Annotated in this window: 14 protein-coding genes; 4 read left to right on the forward strand and 10 right to left on the reverse strand. The window is 67.8% G+C overall.

Translation table 11 applies throughout. The features are described 5' to 3' along the window. From ACM2ZB_RS03610 to ACM2ZB_RS03630, 5 genes are all read right to left on the reverse strand, one after another. On the reverse strand, positions 1-1,260 hold the full coding sequence (locus ACM2ZB_RS03610; protein WP_416057470.1) for a class I SAM-dependent methyltransferase: 1,260 nt from the start codon (positions 1,258-1,260) through the stop codon (positions 1-3). Further along, a complete protein-coding gene (locus tag ACM2ZB_RS03615) occupies positions 1,257-2,024 on the reverse strand; it encodes a DUF1365 domain-containing protein (protein WP_416057471.1) in 768 nt (255 codons plus the stop codon). Before ACM2ZB_RS03615 ends, ACM2ZB_RS03610 begins: the two co-directional genes overlap by 4 nt. Then, on the reverse strand, positions 2,021-3,298 hold the full coding sequence (locus ACM2ZB_RS03620; protein ID WP_416057472.1) for an NAD(P)/FAD-dependent oxidoreductase: 1,278 nt from the start codon (positions 3,296-3,298) through the stop codon (positions 2,021-2,023). The genes ACM2ZB_RS03615 and ACM2ZB_RS03620 overlap by 4 nt, the downstream gene beginning before the upstream one ends. 2 nt (positions 3,299-3,300) lie before the next feature. Continuing rightward, positions 3,301-4,254, reverse strand: a complete 954-nt coding sequence (locus ACM2ZB_RS03625; RefSeq protein ID WP_416057473.1) for an acyl-CoA desaturase — start codon at positions 4,252-4,254, stop codon at positions 3,301-3,303. Between the two features lie 83 nt (positions 4,255-4,337). Continuing rightward, positions 4,338-5,105, reverse strand: coding sequence for a hypothetical protein (locus tag ACM2ZB_RS03630; protein ID WP_416057474.1), 768 nt, complete (start codon positions 5,103-5,105; stop codon positions 4,338-4,340). Between the two features lie 131 nt (positions 5,106-5,236). Here ACM2ZB_RS03630 and ACM2ZB_RS03635 point away from each other — a divergent pair, with 131 nt between their 5' ends. The 3 genes from ACM2ZB_RS03635 to ACM2ZB_RS03645 are packed head-to-tail and all read left to right on the forward strand — an operon-like array spanning position 5,237 to position 7,250. Continuing rightward, positions 5,237-5,860: a sigma-70 family RNA polymerase sigma factor gene (locus ACM2ZB_RS03635; RefSeq protein ID WP_416057475.1), complete on the forward strand. Its 624-nt coding sequence runs from the start codon at positions 5,237-5,239 to the stop codon at positions 5,858-5,860. After that, positions 5,857-6,543 (forward strand): ChrR family anti-sigma-E factor, encoded by a 687-nt coding sequence (locus ACM2ZB_RS03640; protein ID WP_416057476.1) that lies wholly within the window; start codon positions 5,857-5,859, stop codon positions 6,541-6,543. The genes ACM2ZB_RS03635 and ACM2ZB_RS03640 overlap by 4 nt, the downstream gene beginning before the upstream one ends. A 20-nt stretch (positions 6,544-6,563) precedes the next feature. Continuing rightward, positions 6,564-7,250 (forward strand): NAD(P)H-binding protein, encoded by a 687-nt coding sequence (locus ACM2ZB_RS03645; protein WP_416057477.1) that lies wholly within the window; start codon positions 6,564-6,566, stop codon positions 7,248-7,250. On the opposite strand, the gene ACM2ZB_RS03650 is transcribed toward ACM2ZB_RS03645, so the two are convergent. From ACM2ZB_RS03650 to ACM2ZB_RS03670, 5 genes are all read right to left on the reverse strand, one after another. Then, a complete protein-coding gene (locus ACM2ZB_RS03650; protein ID WP_416057478.1) occupies positions 7,216-9,621 on the reverse strand; it encodes a response regulator in 2,406 nt (801 codons plus the stop codon). The two genes, ACM2ZB_RS03645 and ACM2ZB_RS03650, sit on opposite strands and share 35 nt — an antisense overlap. Next, positions 9,614-10,081, reverse strand: a complete 468-nt coding sequence (locus tag ACM2ZB_RS03655) for a response regulator (RefSeq protein WP_416057479.1) — start codon at positions 10,079-10,081, stop codon at positions 9,614-9,616. The genes ACM2ZB_RS03650 and ACM2ZB_RS03655 overlap by 8 nt, the downstream gene beginning before the upstream one ends. Continuing rightward, complete coding sequence (locus ACM2ZB_RS03660) at positions 10,078-12,315, reverse strand: ATP-binding protein (RefSeq protein WP_416057480.1); 2,238 nt, start codon at positions 12,313-12,315, stop codon at positions 10,078-10,080. Before ACM2ZB_RS03660 ends, ACM2ZB_RS03655 begins: the two co-directional genes overlap by 4 nt. A gap of 175 nt (positions 12,316-12,490) precedes the next feature. Continuing rightward, the gene (locus ACM2ZB_RS03665) at positions 12,491-12,976 is read right to left on the reverse strand and encodes a TspO/MBR family protein (RefSeq protein WP_416057481.1); all 486 of its coding nucleotides are present in this window, start codon (positions 12,974-12,976) and stop codon (positions 12,491-12,493) included. A gap of 79 nt (positions 12,977-13,055) precedes the next feature. Next, entirely contained in the window at positions 13,056-15,242 is a 2,187-nt protein-coding gene (locus ACM2ZB_RS03670) for a hypothetical protein (RefSeq protein ID WP_416057482.1), read from the reverse strand. 118 nt (positions 15,243-15,360) lie between these two features. Here ACM2ZB_RS03670 and ACM2ZB_RS03675 point away from each other — a divergent pair, with 118 nt between their 5' ends. Next, entirely contained in the window at positions 15,361-17,199 is a 1,839-nt protein-coding gene (locus ACM2ZB_RS03675) for an XVIPCD domain-containing protein (RefSeq protein WP_416057483.1), read from the forward strand. Positions 17,200-17,265: the final 66 nt, after the last annotated feature.

Here is a 17,265-nt window from a genome sequence, read left to right on the forward strand (position 1 = left end):
TCAGGCCTCTGCCCCCGCATTACCGTCGGGGCGATGGCCTGGCCGTGCCAGCAGCAGGTGCGACACGCCAATCGACCGCTCCAGGAAGCCGCCTTCGCAGTAGGCCAGGTAGAACTCCCACAGCCGGCAGAAGCGGTCATCGAAGCCCTGTGCCGCTACTGCGGCGCGCTGCGCCAGGAAGCGCTGGCGCCAGGCGCGCAGCGTCCACGCATAGGAATGGCCGAAATCCTGCTGGGCGATCAGCTGCAGATCGCTGGCGCGGGTCTTGGCGGCCATGATCGCGTTGATCGACGGAATGAAGCTGCCGGGAAACACGAAGCGCTTGATGTAGTCCACGCTGCGCCGAGCCTGTTCGTAGCGATGATCTTCGATGGTGATCGCCTGCAGCAGGGCCACGCCATCAGGTTTGAGCAGGCGCTGCAGGGTACCCATGTAGGTGTCGAGGAACTCTGCGCCGATGGCCTCGATCATCTCGATGGACACCAGCTTGTCGAACTGCCCCTGCAGGTCGCGGTAGTCCTGCATCAGCACGGTCACGCGCTCCTGCAGGCCGGCGTCCTGCACGCGCTGCACGGCCAGGGCGTGCTGTTCGGCGGAAATGGTGGTGGTGGTCACGTGGCAGCCGTAGTGGCGCGCTGCGTGCAGGGCGAAACCGCCCCAGCCAGTGCCGATCTCGACCACACGGTCGCCCGGCTGCAGGCGCAGCTGCTGGCAGATGCGGTCCAGCTTGCGCTGCGAGGCCACTTCCAGCGGCTCGTCGGGCTGCGCGTACAGCGCCGAGGAATACATCAGGTCCGGCGACAGGAACAGGGCGAAGAAGTCGTTGCCCAGGTCGTAGTGGGCGGCGATGTTGCGGCGGCTGCCATCGCGGCTGTTGCGGCGCAGGCGGTTCCAGCCGCGCAGCAGCCAGCCGGCCACGCGCGCCGGGCCGCGCTCCATGCCGTCCAGCAGGTCGCGGTTGCGCACCAGCAGGCGCACCAGCGCGACCAGGTCGTCGCAGTGCCAATCGCCATGGATGTAGCTCTCGCCGGCACCCACGCTGCCCTGTGCCGCAACCTTCCGGTAGAACGCGGGGTCTTCGATGGTCACCGTGGCCTGCAGCTCAGCGTTGCCTTCACCCAGCAGGACCTCGCCGAAGGCATCGCGCACGCGCAGCTGGCCGTCATGCAGGGGCGCAAGCTGGGCCAGCAGGCGGCGGCGCAGGAAGGCATCGAGCGGACCGGGACGGGGCAGGGCCACCGAAGGAGTCATCTGGTTCATCGCGGTTTCTCGGCAAGGGAAGGGTGGTCGTGCACGGGATTGCGTTTCAGCCACAGGCGCAGCGCCTGCCAATGGATGGCGGCCACCACCTGCACCGTCATCAGCGGATAGCCCAGCAGGACACGGGCCAGGCCCGGCCCATCCAGCGGGCGCCGCTGCATCGCCTGGGTGGCGTCGAACTGGCGAAGACCATCGCGCCAGACCTGCATGTGCACGCGCAGGTCCTCGCCGGGCGGACTGAAGCGCCAGTCGTAGTGGCAGTCCATGGGCATGAACGGCGAAACGTGGAAGCACTTGTCGAACTGCCAGCGCAGGCTGGTGCCGTCCTGCGTGGCCTGGTCGGCCGGGAGCACGTAGGCGTGCCGTTCCTTCCACGGGGTGTTGGTGATCTCGGCCACGATGCAGTCCAGGGTGGTGCCGTCGGCCTGGTAGCAGTAGTAGAAGCTGACCGGATTGAAGACGTGGCCGGCAAAGCGCAGGTGGGTCAGCAGGCGCACGGGGCCGGCGGGCCGGCGGCCGAGCACGCTGGCGGCGTGCGCGCGCACCGCCTCGGCCAGCGGCACGTCGGCCGCACCGAAGTAGTCGCTGCGGCGGAACTCGGCCAGGTTGCGGCGGTTTACCGACCACAGCCAGCGGCCGCCGAACACCTGGTCCAGCTCGTCCAGGTCCAGCAGCAGCTGGGCGATGGGGTAGCGGAACGCATGCGGGTGCGGGTGGTGGCGGCGGTGCCACACCTGGCCGAAGTAGAGCGCGCTGGCGGTCATAGGCTGAATTCCGCATGGCGCAGCAGCTGGTTGACCCCGCTGCGGGCCTGCAGTGCATCGACCATGCGCCTGGCACTGGCGATGCCATCCTCATGGAAGCCCCAGCCCCAGTAGGCGCCGGCAAACCAGGTATGGCGGTGCCCCTGCACTTCGCCCCAGCGCTGCTGCGCGCGCACGGCGGCATGGTCATGCACCGGGTGGCTGTAGTTGAGGCGGCGCAGCACCTTGGACGGGTCGATGGCCTCGCTGCGGTTGAGGGTGACCACCAGCGGCGTATCGCCGGGCAGCCCCTGCAGCAGGTTCATGCAGTAGCTGACCGTGCACGGCGCGGCCGGGTCCTGCGGCACGTGCGCGTTCCATGCAGCCCAGGCTTTGCGGTTGCGCGGCAGCAGGCGGGCATCGGTATGCAGTACCGCTTCATTGGGCTGGTAGCGGATGGCACCCAGCACCGCGCGCTCCACCGGATCGGCATCGGCCAGCAGGGCCAGCGCCTGGTCACTGTGGCAGGCCAGGATCACCTCGTCGAAGCCCTCGATGCCGGCGCTGCTGTGCACGCGGGCACCCCAGGGCATGCGTTCCACGGCCTGCACCGGGCATTCCAGCCGTTCGTGCACGCGCCAGCGGGCGCGCAGTGCATCGACGTAGCGGGCCGAGCCGCCGCTGACCACCCGCCAGGGCGCGCGGCCGGTCATCTGCAGCATCTGGTGGTTGGCCATGAACTGCACCAGGTAGCGCGCGGGGAACTCCAGCACCGTAGCGGTGGGCGAGGACCACAGCGCCGATGCCATCGGCAGCAGGTGCTCTTCCACGAAGGCCTCGCCGTAGCGCTGCTGGCGCAGGTACTGGCCCAGGGTCGGGCCCTCGGCCTCCGCCAGCAGCGCCGGTGCATCGCGGTAGAAGCGGCGCAGGTCGCCCAGCATGCCCCAGAAGCGCGGTGACACCAGGTTGCGGCGCTGGCAGAACAGCCCGTCCAGCGAGGTGGCGTTGTACTCCACGCCGCTGCGCTCGCTGTGCATGGAAAAGCTCATGGTGGTCGGCTGCGAAGCAACGCCCAGCGCATCGAAGAACGCGGTCAGCAGCGGGTAGTGGTCCGGGTTGAAGACGATGAAGCCGGTATCCACCGCCAGCTGCCGGCCGTCCACCTGCACCTGGTGGGTATGGGTATGGCCACCCAGATAGTCGTTGGCCTCGTACAGGGTGACTTCGTGTTCGCCATCCAGCCACCATGCGCTGGCCAGCCCTGCAATGCCCGAACCGATCACGGCAATGCGCACGGTCAGTTCCTCGCCTTGGTCAGTACCCAGTCGGGTATCGGTTTCAGGCCGCTGACCAGGCCCAGTGCCGCCATCAGACGCAGCCCGTACCAGGTCAGGTCCACTTCCCACCAGCGGAAGCCCTGGCGCACGGTGCCGGGAAAGAAGTGGTGGTTGTTGTGCCACCCTTCGCCGAAAGTCAGCAGGGCCAGCCAGACATTGTTGCGGCTGTCGTCGCGGGTTTCGAAACGGCGGCTGCCGAAGCGGTGGGCCAGCGAGTTGATGGTGACCGTGGCATGGAACAGCACCACCGTGGAAATGAAGAAGCCCCAGACCAGCAGCTGCGCACCGCTGGTGTGCAGCCCCGGTGCCACGCGCTCGAGCAGGGCGCCCAGGCCGTACAGCGCTGCCGCCAGCAGCACCGGCACGGCAATATCGAAGCGGTCCAGCCAGCGCAGTTCCGGGAAGCGGGCCAGGTCGGGCACGCGCTGCAGATCGGTGGCGAAGGCTTCACGGGTCAGGAACCAGCCCATATGGCTGCGCCAGAAACCGACCTCACGCGGGGAATGCGGGTCCTGTGGCTGGTCGGCGTGGCGGTGGTGATGGCGGTGATGCGCGGCCCACCACAGCGGGCCACGCTGCACGCTGGCGGCGCCGATCACCGCGAACACGAACTGCACCGGTCGCGAGGCCTGGAAGGTGCGGTGGGAGAAATACCGGTGGTAGAAGGCAGTGATGGCGAACATGCGCACCGCATACAGGGCCAGCGCAATGGCAACCGCCGTCCACGATGTGCCCACCCAGATCACCCCCAGGCAGCCCAGGTGCAGCACGGCGAAGGGCACCGCGCGCAGCCAGTCGATGCGCCCGGGCTGGTCCGCTGTGGCCGGGGCGGAGGTACTGCGGGTGTCGAACCATCGCAGCACGGTGCGCAGCAGGCGCTCACGTCGGCGGGGAAGGGGCGCTGCGGCGGACATGGGCGAGCTCTCGAAGGCGTGCTTGTTCTCTCTACGGCGCCGGGCGTCGATTGGATGCAGCTGATTTCAACCGGCGTGTGGTTTCACCTGGCCGTAACGGAACAGCTCGAGACGAGCGGTTGCGCCCAGGCCTGCTGCCACTGCGCGATGGGTTGCGGGCTGGGTGCAGCGGCGAAGCGGACGGTCACGACCGGATAGTCACCGCGTGCATCGCGCAGATTGCTGGTGCCGCGGAATTCGAGCAGGCGGCGGTCGCCATCGGCATAGACCAGGGCCAGCCGTGGCGCCACCGCGCCATACCAGGTGGCCAGGCGCACCTCGATGGCCTGCGCGGGCATGCCCTGCCAGCGCACCGCAGCGGTGCGGCGCACCTTCACCGGGTAGAAGCGCTGCCGGCCGGGCATCAGGAAGGGCAGCTCGATTTCGGCACCGGCCATCAACGCCGGCCAGTGGCTGCGCACGGCGGCGTCGAAGCCGGTGTCGATCACCGCATCGGTGGGCAACGGCAGGCGGGCACTTCGGTTGGCGGCCTGCTGGCTCTCCTTCCAGTCGATGCGGACCTGCCCGTCGGCCACCTGCACGTGGGCGGCCTGGCCGCTGCGCTGGTCGGACAACCGGTAGCCGCGGGCCAGGGCGTTGCCGGTGGCCGGCAGTTCCTTGCGGGCGAAGGGCCGCCCGTCCGGGCACAGGTACTGCACCCAGCGCTGGGCGCCGTCCCGGCCTTCCTGCTGCCAGTGCACCTCGCGGTAGGCCGGGCGACCATCGAGGGTGCTGGCGGCGCCCTCGCTGCGCAGCAGCGGCGCCGCCGTGGCGATTGCCGGCGTAAGCAACAGCAGCCAGATGCTGCGCATGGTGTTCTCCGCAAGGGGGCTGCAGGTCATACGCGCGGCGGGCCGGGCTGGATGCAGCACCTGGCTGCATCCAAACCGCGCTCCGGTGCGTACAGCACACCGAACCCTTCACCTGCCTGCCGCCTACGCAGATGTACCCTGACGCCGCCAGCCCCTCCTTTGATTTCGACACCGCGCGCATCGTGTCCAGTTCCCAGCAGCCTAGCAACGAGCCGACGAACTGGACCGGTGACATGGACGGTGTCGCCCGGCTGCGTGACCGTGGCTGCTTCATGCGCATCTACGACCACTTCATGCCGCGTCTCTGCGTCTATCTGCGCGGCCTGGGCGCGCCGGGAGCGGTGGCCGAGGAACTGGCCCAGGAATGCCTGCTGCGGGTCTGGCTGCGTGCATCAGAATTCGATGCCGCACAGGGCGCCCTGAGCACCTGGATCTACCGCATTGCCCGCAACCTGCAGATCGACCGTGTGCGCCGCGAGCGCAGCTGGTTGCAGGTGCAGGCTGCCGTGGAAGAAGCCGCGCTGGGTGATGCGGCCGATCGCAGCAGTGCCGAGCAGTACGCCGACCAGGCCCGCCTGCGCCAGCGCATCAACGAACTGCCCGCAGTGCAGGCACGGCTGGTGCGCATGTCCTATTTCGAGGCCAAGAGCCACGGCGAGATCGCCCAGGCGCTGAACATGCCGCTGGGCACGGTGAAATCGCACCTGCGCCGCGCGTTCCTGCAACTGCAGTCGAAGGTGGGGGGCGCGCCGTGAACCCGCACCATCACCTGCACGAGTCAACGCTGCTGAGCTACGCCGCCGGCGGCCTGCCGGCGCCCCTGAGCGTGGTGGCCGGCACCCATCTGGAACAGTGCCCGCACTGCCGCCAGCGCCTGCGTGACGCCGAGGCGATTGGTGCCGCACTGCTGGAGCAGACCCAACCGGTGGCGATGGGGGCCCGCCACGGGCAGCTGCGCGCGGCCATGCTGGCACACCTGGAGCAGGCCTCGCCGGAGCCCAGCGTGGTCGCCGTCGCGGCGGCACCCAGGCTGGTGCCGTTCGAGCGCCCGGAGTCCAATCCGGACCACCTGCCGGCGTCGCTGCATCCTTACTTCGGCCCTTTGCTGTCCCGCCTGCGCTGGCGCTGGATCGCACCGGGCGTGCACTGCATCCGTTCGGCGCAGATGCCGTCGCTGATCATGCTGAAGATCGCGCCGGGCAAATGCCTCCCCATGCACAGCCACGGCCGCAGTGAACTGACCCAGATCCTGCGCGGGTCCTACAATGATGCGCTGGGATTGTTCGCCCCGGGCGACGTGGCCGATCTGGACGAAGAGGTCGAGCATCAGCCGGTTACCGCGCCGGGCGTGCCCTGTATCTGCGTTTCGGCGCTGGATGCGCCGCTGGTGTTCAGCGGTTGGCTGGCGCGCAAGATCCAGCGGTTCGTCAAGCTCTAGAGCGCTGGAGGGAATGCCCCATGGGCAGCAGCAAGGCAATGCGGGTGCTTCTGGTAGGCGCCACCGGACTGGTCGGGCAGGGCGTGCTGCAGGCCTGCCTGCAGTCGGGCGACGTCGCCCACGTGTCCGTGCTGGTACGCCAGCCGGGCAGCGTGGCGGGTACGGTCGACCAGATCGTGCTGCCGGATTTCCTGCAGGCTGCGGGCCTGGGCACCGCCCTCTCGGGATTCGATGCCTGCTTCTACTGCGCGGGCGCGCCACCGGTGGGCACGGCCGAGGCCGAGTACCGGCAGGTGACGCTGGCGGTGACCCTTGCCGTCGCCGAGGCCTGGGCGGCGGCCAATCCCGATGGCTGCTTCCTTTATGTATCCGGTGCGCATGCCGATCCGCGCAGCCGCATCATGCCGCTGCGGGTGAAGGGCGAAACCGAGCAGGCGCTTGCGCGTTTGCCGCTGCGCACGGTGATGCTGCGCCCGGCCGGCGTGCGACCGGTGCCTGGTACCGGCACGCGGCACGCGCCGTTGAAGCCGTTCTATGTGCTGGCACGCCCGTTGATGCGGATCGCCGAGGGCGTGTTGCCGGCGCTGACCACCAGCAACCGCGCCATCGGCCAGGCGATGATCGCGCTGGCACGGAGCCCGGCACCGCCGGCGGTTGTCGAATGCGCGCAGATCAATCGGTTGGCGCGCGATCCTTCAGCACGCTGATGATCGACTCGGCCAGGTCGCTGCGGGTGAAGGGCTTGGCCAGCAACGGCGCTGTGCGGCCCTTGCTGCCGGCAGCATCGTGGTCGCGCGGATAGCCCGAGGTGAACAGCACGGCCACCTGCGGCCAGCGCTCGCGTACCTCGCGGCCCAGTTCCCAGCCGGACATGCCCGGCATCACGATGTCGGAGAACAGCAGGTCGATTCGTGAATCCGGCCGTTCCAGCAGGCGCAGCGCGGACGGCCCGTCATGCGCTTCCAGCACCCGGTAGCCCAACTGGCGCAGGGCCTCCACGGTGTAGGCGCGCACATCGTCATTGTCCTCGGCCACCAGGATGGTCTCTTCGCGCGGCTCGTAGCCGGCCAGCCCGGTGGCGGGCGCGACGGTGTCGCAGGGAAGATCCAGCGAGGAGCGCGGGAACATCATGGTGATGCTGGTGCCGACGCCTTCCACTGAATCGATCAGCACGTGGCCGCCGGACTGCTTGACGAAGCCGTGCACCATCGACAAACCCAGGCCGGTGCCGCGACCGACCTGCTTGGTGGTGAAGAAGGGTTCGAATACCTTGGCAAGCGTATCGGCCGACATGCCATGGCCGTTGTCGCGCACGCGCAGCATCACGTACTCGCCGGGCGTGGCATCGGGGAACAACGCGGCGTAGTCGTGGTCGAGGTGGCTGTTGTCGACCTCCACCACCAGCCGGCCGCCCGTGGCCATGGCATCGCGTGCATTGACTGCCAGGTTCAGTACCGATGCCTCCAGCTGGCTGATGTCCAGCTCCACGCACCAGATGCCTTCGGCGGTGCGGATGTCCAGCTGCACCAGTTCACCCAGCGCACGCTGCAGCATGTCATGCATGCCCAGCAGCGCATCGTTGAGGTTGACCGCCTGGCTGTGCAACGGCTGCTTGCGGGCGAAGGCCAGCAGCCGCTGGGTGAGGCTGGCGGCGCGGCTGACCCCCTTCAGGGCGTTGTCCAGTGCCCGCCCACTCATGTTGCCGGGCTGGCCGTCACGCTGGTTGAGCAGCATGGCGTGTTCAACGTTGCCGGCGATCACGGTGAGGATGTTGTTGAAATCGTGGGCAATACCGCCGGTGAGCTGGCCCACCGCCTCGATCTTCTGCGCCTGCCGCAACGCGTGCTCGGCGTGGATGCGGGCGGTGGTTTCCACCGCCTCGGAGACCACTGCGGTGATCGCACCCTCGGCGTCCTGCAGGGGACGGAAGGAGAAATCGAAGCTGCGGTGGCCCGTCGGCAGTTCAAGGTCCATGGCCTGCAGTCCGCTGCGCCCGCGCGCGGCGTCGGCCACGGCCTGGTCGACCACTTCGGCAAGCGCGGGCGTGCCGGCAAACCACGGCGATTCCCAGAACGGCAGGCCGATCACATCGGCCTTTTCGGCAAGCACGGCGGCCAGGGAAGCGACATTGGCGTCGACAATGCGGCCGGAGGTATCGAGCAGCACCTGGTGCTGGAAGCTGGATTCAAAGATGGCCTGCAGGCGCCGCTTGCTGCCCTGCAGCTCAGCGGTGCGTGCCTGCACCTGCCGTTCCAGCGATTCGTTGTCCTCGCGCAGCGCCAGCTCGGCGCGCTTCAGCGTGGACACGTCGCTGCCCAGGCAGGTGTAGCCGGTGATGCTGCCATCGGCAGCACGCTCGGGCACGCAGTCCATCTGCACGAAACGTGACTCGCCACTGCGGTGCACCAGGGTGACCTGGAAGCTGGCACGTTCGCCGGCCAGCACCCGCTGCAGGCTGGGCAGGGCGTTGGCAAACGCCTCGGCACCGCCGATCTCCGCCGCAGTGCGGCCCAGAATGCTCTCCAGGTCGGAGCCGTGCCACTCCAGGAAGGCCTTGTTGGCGAAGCGGTAGCGGTGTTCGGTGTCCAGATGGGCGATCAGCGCCGGCACCGCATCGGTGATCTGCTGCAGCTGCGCTTGGCTTTCGTCCAGTGCGGCCCTGGCATGGGCCAGCTGGTTGCGTTCGCTGGCTTCCTGGCGGGCGCGGCGGATCGCATCGGGCAGCCGTTGCAGGCGCTGCTTGACCACGTAGTCGCGCGCGCCGCGGGTCAACGCCTGCACCGCCAGTTCCTCGGTCAGGGTGCCGGAAACGAAGATGAAGGGAATCTGCGGCGCGCGCTCACGCACCAGGTCGAGCGCGGCGTCACCATCAAATCCCGGCAGCACATGGTCGGCCAGGATGATGTCGAAACGGTCGCCCTCGATGGCTTCGATGAAGGCGTCCCGGGTCCACAGGCGTTCGATCTCGAAGTCCATGCCGGCCCGCTGCAGCTGCGCCGTGATCAGCTCCGCATCCAGCGCGCTGTCCTCCAGCATGAGGATGCGCAGGTGTGAAGCGCGGCGCGTAGCATCACGCATTGGAGGTGCCATTGCCGATGAAAGGGTGCGGTGGCGGCTGGTTGGTGATGCCCCAGAACATCCCCAGCCCCTGGATGGCGTCGAAGAATTCCTTGAAATCCACCGGCTTCACCACGAAGGCATTCACGCCCAGCTGGTAGCTGCGCACCAGATCCTGTTCTTCGCGGGACGAGGTCAACATGACGATGGGGGTGCTGCCCAGCACCGCATCGCCGCGCACCTGCTCCAGCACTTCCAGGCCATTGATCTTGGGCAGCTTCAGGTCAAGCAGCACGACCACGGGCCCACCATGCCGGGCCCCGGCATAGGCACCCTCACAGCGCAGGTAGTCCAGCGCTTCGGCGCCATCGCGCACGTGGACGACGTCGTTCAGCAGCTGGCAGCGCGCCAGCGCAGCCATCGTCAGCTCGGCATCCTTGGGGCTGTCTTCAACCAGGAGGATGGGCCGCAGATCCCTCATGGGTGTTCTCCGTCTTGATGGGGCAGGGTGAAATAAACGGTGGCGCCCTTGCCAAGCGCGCCTTCGGCCCAGGTGCGGCCGCCATGGCGGCCAACGATGCGGCGCACATTGGCCAGGCCGATGCCGGTGCCTTCGAATTCCTCGACATGGTGCAGGCGCTGGAATACGCCAAACAGCTTGTCGACGTAGCGCATGTCGAAGCCGCAGCCATTGTCGCGGACGAAGAAGACATGCTCATCGTCTGTGCGTTCGCAGCCGATTTCGATGATCGCGTGCTCGCGTTCGCGGGTGAACTTGACCGCATTGGACAGCAGGTTCTGCCAGACCAGGCGCATCATCGTGGGGTCGGCCTCGATGCTGGGCAGCGTGCCGACCTTCCACTCGATATCACGCCCGGCATAGTCGAAGGCCAGTGTGCGGCGGACATCACCCACCAGTGCGCCCATGTCCAGGCGCATCAGGCCCAGCGTCGAACGGCCCATCTGCGAGAAGCTCAGCAGGTCATCGACCAGCGTACCGGCCGACTTCGCCGATTCGACGATGGTGTCCAGGAAGCGGCGTTCGGTGGCGTTCAAGCGCTCCGAAGCGGAACTGCCGAGCAGTTCGGAATAGCCGACGATATGCCGGAACGGCGCGCGCAGATCATGGCTGACCGAATAGGAAAACGCCTCCAGTTCCTTGTTGCTGCGCAGAAGCTGTTCGTTGAGCTCGGCCATCTCCTCGGCCTTGCGCAGCACGATGTCGACGATTGCGGTGCGCATTTCGTGCGCGGCATCGCGGTCGGCATCGTTCCAGGGCAGACTGCGCTGCTGCACGGTTTCCTTCCATGCCTCGAAAGAGTTGCGCGGCGAAAGCACTGTGCCCGGCGCTGCGGTCTTGCGCGGATCACCGCCCCAGCGCACGGTGCGCACCACTTCAGGCCGGAACCACATCAGGAAACTGTCGTGCAGCTGGGAAATCGACACCGCCAGCAAGCCGCTCGCGGTGGCGGTCAGAGCGGCGCCCGGTGCCCAGACGCTGGCCAGGTGGTCGGTCGCGTGGACCTCGTCGCCGGCGTGCTCGGTCGCCAACCAGTGGGCGATGTCCAGCACGTCGTTGCGGTCCGGGCACTGCCCGACCCGCAGGCACTCGCCCTTGTGCACGATGGCGGCGCCGGCGGCATTGGTCAGCGACATCAGGCTCACCGGGTCCTGCCGCAGCGCTGCCATGAACTCCTCGTCGCCTGCCATGCGTCCCAGCAGCCTGACCAGCACCGAGCGCCGCTGGATGCGTTCCTCCACGGCGCGGGCCCGCTCCTTCAGGGCAATCTGCAGCGAGACGATCTGGCCCATGAACTCACAGGCGGTGCGCACCGGGTAGGGTAGGCGACGGGCATCCGCGCTGTGGCAGGACACCAGGCCCCAGAGCTGGCCCTCGTGGATGAGCGACACCGACATGGATGATCCGGTGCCCATGTTGCGCATGTACTGCAGGTGCACCGGCGAAACGCTGCGCAGCACCGACAGGCTCAGATCGGTCGGCGCGGCATCGGCGTACTGTGCTGCGCGTACCAGCGGTACCGCGCTGTAGTTGGCATCTGCGATCAGGCGCACGCGGTTGCGGCGATAGAGCTCGCGTGCCTGGGCCGGGATGTCCGATTCGGGGAAGCGCAGGTCCAGATAGGAGGGCAGCACCCCGTTGCCGTCTTCGGCGATAACGATGCCGTTCCAGCCGCTGTCGAACTGATAGACCAGAGTCCGGTCGAAGCCGGTCATCGCCCGCATGTGCTCGGCAGCGATCTGGCAGAGTGACTCGACCGAGCTGGCCGTTTCGATGGCCGCCATCAACTGGCGGATGGCCGGATACAGGGCTTCCAGCGAGGTCGGCTGACCGGCGACCGGTGATTCCAGTTCCAGCAGCAGGGCCTGCGCCGAACGGTGGGCCAGCACCTGGTGCCGTCCGTGCCCTGTCAGCTCGATGGAGCCAAGGTGCACCGAGCTGTCCAAGGCCACCTGGCCGAGCGCCTCGATGCAGTCCGCAAGCACTCCACCCAGCACGGCGGCCAGGTCCTGTCCCAATGGATCGCCGAAGCGTTCGAACAGGTCGGGCTCGCTGATTGCACGTTCAACCACCTGCAGCGAGGCGGGATCCACCACCAGCAGCACGCCATAAGGCTGGATCGCACCGGGCGTGTGGATGGGTTCCCGCGCGCACAGATCCAGTGCGGCGTCCTGCAGGGGGTCAACAGAGGACATCAGCAGCGTCGCTCGCGGTTCGGGGCAGGTTGACAGCGCCGGAATGCACGCCGCGACGCATGTCTGAGTCGGAAGGAAAAGCCATCGCTATATGGTGAAGCAAAAACCGGAATCCGCATACCACTGTTTCATGTGAAGACGCAGGGGCCGAGGTGATGAACAATTCAGGCGGCGCTTACAGCACCGCAGGGTTGAGCTGCCAGACCGCATGGTTGAGTGCGGTGGCGAAGCTGACCCAGGCCAGATAGGGCAGCAGCAGCCAGGCCGCCAGTGCGCTGCGCCTGGCAAAGGCCAGCATCGTCGCCACGATCAGCGCCAGCAGCAACAGGATGTCGAGGAAGGCCGCCGCGCCCAGTTTCCACGCGAAGAACAGCCAGCTCCAGAGTACGTTGATGCACAGCTGCGCGATGTACAGCCCGAGGGCGGTCCGATTGCTGCGCCAGCCCCCTTTGCGCCAGACCAGCCACACGCTGATCGCCATCACCACATACAGGACCGTCCACACCGGGCCGAACACGCTGGCCGGCGGTGCCCAGCCGGGTTGGGCCAGCTGGCCATAGAATGTTGCCGCCGTGATCGACGCGCGTGCACCCAGCGCTGCCGCGGCCAGGGTCAGCAGCAGCCAACCGGCCAGGCCCACCATCTGTTTTCTGTGATTCATGCTTGATCAACTCCAGCGCCTGTCGCTGTGATGCGTATACGTGCGTCGGGCCCGGTTGGATGCAGCGGATGCCACGACCTCAGTTCGGCGTGGCGGCCGCACCCTCCGCCGGCAGCAGGGCGGGGCGCCCGTCGAACCACTCGCGCGCGCCGGCAAGATGCCACTGGCGCTGCTTGCCATCCAGTTCAATGCCCGCGCCGAGCAGCCCCCAGCGGAGGTAGAGATCGCCGCGCTTGTGCTGGTTGACCAGGTCCAGCCGGGCGCGCACGGAAAGGCGCTCGTTCTCCGCCTGCAGGTCATCAAGCACCAGGCGGCCTGCCTGCCAGCGCAGGCGGGTCGATGCATTCACCTGCCCGGCATCAAGCAGGGAAAGCGTCCAGCGCGGGTAGTCGCCGCGTTCGGCGAACACCCCCAGCAGCGGCCCCGCATCGCTCATGGTCAGATCGGCCGTGGCATCGACGCGGAACGGTGCCTGGGCGTCGATCCGTCCCTGCTTGAACTGCACGCGGCCCTGCCAGGGGGCCTTGCGGTCCTGCTGCCCCACCTGCACGTTGCGCAGCTGCACCGAGGTGCCGGACAGATCGAAGTAGCGCTGCTTGAAGTCGCCCCGGCGCAGGGCGGCGTCCACCTGGGCGTCGCCGACCATGTCCAGACCGGCAACCTGCAGGCGCGCGCGGTTGCCCAGCAGCTTGGCCGTGCCATGGCCAACCCGGCCATCGGTATCCAGTTCCACATCGCCGGTAAGGGTGCCCGTGCCGCCAAGCAGGCGCACCTGTTCCTTGCCCAGATAGCGGTTGTAGGCGGTCAGGTCGGGAATCGAGGCATTGTTGAAGCGCAGGCGTGCGCGCATGTCCTTGCGGAATTCGCGCAGTCGACCATCACCACTGAGCTGCAGGAACAGGTCGCGCCCATCGAACAGGGGGTCGCCGTTCGCGCCGCCGGCGCGGGCGTTGAAACGTGGCACGCGCACATCCAGCTGCGCGCGCGTGGGCGAACCGGCTTCCAGCGTGCCATGTGCGCTGGCTGTGCCGGTCATGCGCACACCCGCCACCTCGGCCGTTGCCGCCGCCTCGGGAATGTCCACCGTACTGCCGGCGGCCAGCTCACCCTGCTGCAGCCGCAGATCGGCGCGGACCGTGCCGCCACCGTCCAGCTGAAGCCAGGGCTTGCGCAGGAACAGCTGCGGAATCCAGTTGAGAGACGTGAACGTCCATTCGCCCTGCACGCGCCCGGAGGTGCGCTCGACCAGCTGGCCCGGCTCGCGGAACGGAATGCGGGTCCCGGCCACGCGCAGGTCGGCATCCAGCGCGGCGCCCGTGCCTTCTCGTGCCGGCAGCCGCGCCTGCACGCGGATGTCCTTGGCGGCGTCCAGTTGCAGCGCCAGCATGCCGCGATCGGGTGCGCCGTCGCCCAACTGCAGCGGCACGCGCCAGCTGGCATGGCTGCCGGGGCGCAGCTGGCCGCGATCCAGCGTCAACGAAGCCTGCAGCTGGCCGGTGGTGGCGGAGCTGGTGATCTTCACCTGGCGCGAGGCGGTATCCAGGCGCAGGCCATGGCTGCGTGCGTGGGCCTGCAACGAACCGTGGATCAGCTCGAACTTGGCCACGCCCGGTGCCTGGTCACGGTAGTGCCACGGGTAGCTGAAGCGGGCCTGCAGATCCAGCGCCTGCAGCAGCTGCACGCCATCGTAGCTGGCGTGCGCATCGCGGAAGGCCACCTGCGAATCGTAGAGTTCCGACGGGCCGCCACGCAGCTGTTTGCGGAACCCCACCGTACCGCTGCCCTGTCCGTTGATCAGCAGCTTGCCCAGCCTGGCGTACTCGATGGAGTCGCTGTGGATGGCATCGAAGCGCAGGGTCCAGCCTTCGTGCCCGCGCGGTGGCGGTGGCACCACCTCGTCCACCCGGGTGACTTCAGCCGCCACGCCAGTGGCGTGCAGGCGCGGCACGCGCACCTCACGCCTGAACAACGGCAGCAGGGCCAGCCGGGCGCTGGCGCGGTCGGCGTGCAGCACATACACGGTGTGGTTGACGTGCCCGCGCATGTGTACGTTCCAGGCGATGACATGGCCGGGCAGCAGGGTGATGGCCGGACCGGTGCGCATCACGAACTTCTCTGGCTTGCGGTTGGTGACCCGGTCAAACAGCGGGGTGTTCAGGAATACATTGCCGGCCAGCAGATACGCCGCGTACACGCCCAGCACGATCCACGCGAGCACGCGCCAACGGCGTGGCCACTGCTGGAAACGTACGGAAATTGCGCGCATCGGGACTCGCTGCTGATGGGAACTGCGTCACTATCCCGAACACGCGTGCGTGGGAATGTGAATGCCTGCCTGCACACGCTGCCTATAATCGGGGGTCAACGTACAAGGAGCCCACAGCATGAATGCTCAGGCCGGCAAGGACAGCAGCACCGCGAACACCGCCCACGATGCCATCGACAAGGCGGCCTTCGATCCCACCTATACCTCCAATGGCCATGAGGCCAGGCGCAGCTCGCGCGACGGCAGCGTAGCGGTGTCCGAAACCGGTGCGAAGGCATCCAGCGACCGCAAACTGAGCGGTACCGCATTCGCAGGACAGTTCGTGGAATCCGCCGTGGGCGGCACCGAGGCAGTGGTGGATGGCCGCAGGGAATACCAGCTGGAGGTCTCCAGCGCCACCCGCACGCAGTTGAAGGCCGGCATTGCCGAAGGTGCAGCGGTCGCCGGCAGCCGCGGCCGCTACAAGGTGGCGCTGCCGGAGCATGACGCCACCGATCCGCGCCAGGTCAACCCGCTGGACCCGACCACCTTGCCGCCGGGCGGCAGCGTGATCCTGGATGGCCAGCAGTTCACCGGCACGCAGATGCAGGCACGCTTCCGCAACATGGCGATGCAGAGCCAGATGACCGAGGCCGAGGGCGCAAGCCTGCGCGTGGATCGGCTCAGCGATGGCCGGGTGCGGGTCACCACCGGACCGAACGAGGCCGTGGAAGCTTTCAACGGACTGGGCTTCAATGCCGGCAAGTTCAATGCGATTGCCGGCCGCCAGGACGCCCTGGGGCAATCGTCGGTACGCAGCGCCACCTTCGATCTGGGCCAGGCGGAAGGGCGCGACGCCTACGCGCAGTTCATCGAGACCGGGCGCATGGACGCCGGCACCCCCGGTGTGCAGGATCTTGCGACCATCGAACGGCTGGGCATGAACTCGCAGACCCGTTTGAAGCTGGACTACAACGGCAAGGTCGGCGTCGACCTGGGCGGCCAGCACAACGCGGGCGATCTGGTGCGCGTACGCCGCGACGATGGCAGCCATACCGAACGGATGACGCTGGACTACAGCGGCAACCTGCCCATGACACGGGTCAGTGCCTTCGGCGCCGACGGCCAGGAAGATATCGCCCAGCGCCGCTATGAGTTCACCTTCGACCTGCGCAATGAGCCCAACGCCGCGCAGGTGGCCAGCCTGGTCAACAGTGCTTTGACCGGGCGTACCGACAAGGATGTGGCCGGGCCGATGAAGGCCGGTGAGGTCAACACGCTGGTGCTGGATGAAGGCCAGATGCGTGGGCTGATGGAGCGCACCCAGGCCATGGTCAAGGACAACCCGATGATGGGGCCGGGCTGGCGGCTGCTGGCCGAAGACGGGCAGGGCAGGCCGCAGCAGGATGTGGATGCCTTCGCGATCGGGCTGGCCCGCAACCAGGGCCATTCGGCGCAGGGCATGGCCGAGCGCCTCTTCCACGTGTCGGCCGCCGGTGGGCAGGACCTGCAGCGGATCGACGCCAGCGTGCGCGGCGACCACCTGCAGCACCTGCCTGCGCCGTCACCGCTGTTGCCGCAGCAGGACCCACGCCATGCCAGCAGCCCCGACCATGCGCTGTGGTGCCAGAGCCAGGGCGCGGTGGGCAGCCTTGACCAGGCGATGGGGCGCGCACCGGATGAAAGCAGCGAGCGGCTGAGCATGGCCCTGCTGGTTGCGGCCCGGCACCAGGGCATGGAGCGGATCGACGAAGCCGTGCTGAGCGAGGATGGGCGCTACGCCTTTGCGGTGCAGGGCCAGGCCCACGCAGCGGACCGGCAGATTGCGCGCACCGATACCGAACGCGCGGTGGCCACGCCGGTCAACGAGCAGGTGCGCGAGCTGCAGCAGGTGCCCGAGCGTGAGGCGCCGGATGCGCAGCGCCTGCAGCAGGAGCAGCAGGTGCAGGAGCAGGCCAGCCGGGCGATGGCGCGCTGAACATGCCGATTTCACGCACCACCAACATCTTCACAGTGCTTAATACGCTTCCTGACGAGTAGGGGA

It is taken from the genome of Stenotrophomonas maltophilia, from assembly GCF_047782825.1.
In the GTDB taxonomy this organism is placed as follows: domain Bacteria; phylum Pseudomonadota; class Gammaproteobacteria; order Xanthomonadales; family Xanthomonadaceae; genus Stenotrophomonas.

Bases quoted from the DNA above. Each gene is read 5' to 3' on its own strand.
- ACM2ZB_RS03610 (WP_416057470.1), bottom strand. From the start codon at position 1,260: ATGAACCAGATGACTCCTTCGGTGGCCCTGCCCCGTCCCGGTCCGCTC.
- ACM2ZB_RS03615 (WP_416057471.1), bottom strand. From the start codon at position 2,024: ATGACCGCCAGCGCGCTCTACTTCGGCCAGGTGTGGCACCGCCGCCAC.
- ACM2ZB_RS03625 (WP_416057473.1), bottom strand. From the start codon at position 4,254: ATGTCCGCCGCAGCGCCCCTTCCCCGCCGACGTGAGCGCCTGCTGCGC.
- ACM2ZB_RS03630 (WP_416057474.1), bottom strand. From the start codon at position 5,105: ATGCGCAGCATCTGGCTGCTGTTGCTTACGCCGGCAATCGCCACGGCG.
- ACM2ZB_RS03635 (WP_416057475.1), top strand. From the start codon at position 5,237: ATGTACCCTGACGCCGCCAGCCCCTCCTTTGATTTCGACACCGCGCGC.
- ACM2ZB_RS03645 (WP_416057477.1), top strand. From the start codon at position 6,564: ATGGGCAGCAGCAAGGCAATGCGGGTGCTTCTGGTAGGCGCCACCGGA.
- ACM2ZB_RS03650 (WP_416057478.1), bottom strand. From the start codon at position 9,621: ATGCGTGATGCTACGCGCCGCGCTTCACACCTGCGCATCCTCATGCTG.
- ACM2ZB_RS03655 (WP_416057479.1), bottom strand. From the start codon at position 10,081: ATGAGGGATCTGCGGCCCATCCTCCTGGTTGAAGACAGCCCCAAGGAT.
- ACM2ZB_RS03660 (WP_416057480.1), bottom strand. From the start codon at position 12,315: ATGTCCTCTGTTGACCCCCTGCAGGACGCCGCACTGGATCTGTGCGCG.
- ACM2ZB_RS03665 (WP_416057481.1), bottom strand. From the start codon at position 12,976: ATGAATCACAGAAAACAGATGGTGGGCCTGGCCGGTTGGCTGCTGCTG.
- ACM2ZB_RS03670 (WP_416057482.1), bottom strand. From the start codon at position 15,242: ATGCGCGCAATTTCCGTACGTTTCCAGCAGTGGCCACGCCGTTGGCGC.
- ACM2ZB_RS03675 (WP_416057483.1), top strand. From the start codon at position 15,361: ATGAATGCTCAGGCCGGCAAGGACAGCAGCACCGCGAACACCGCCCAC.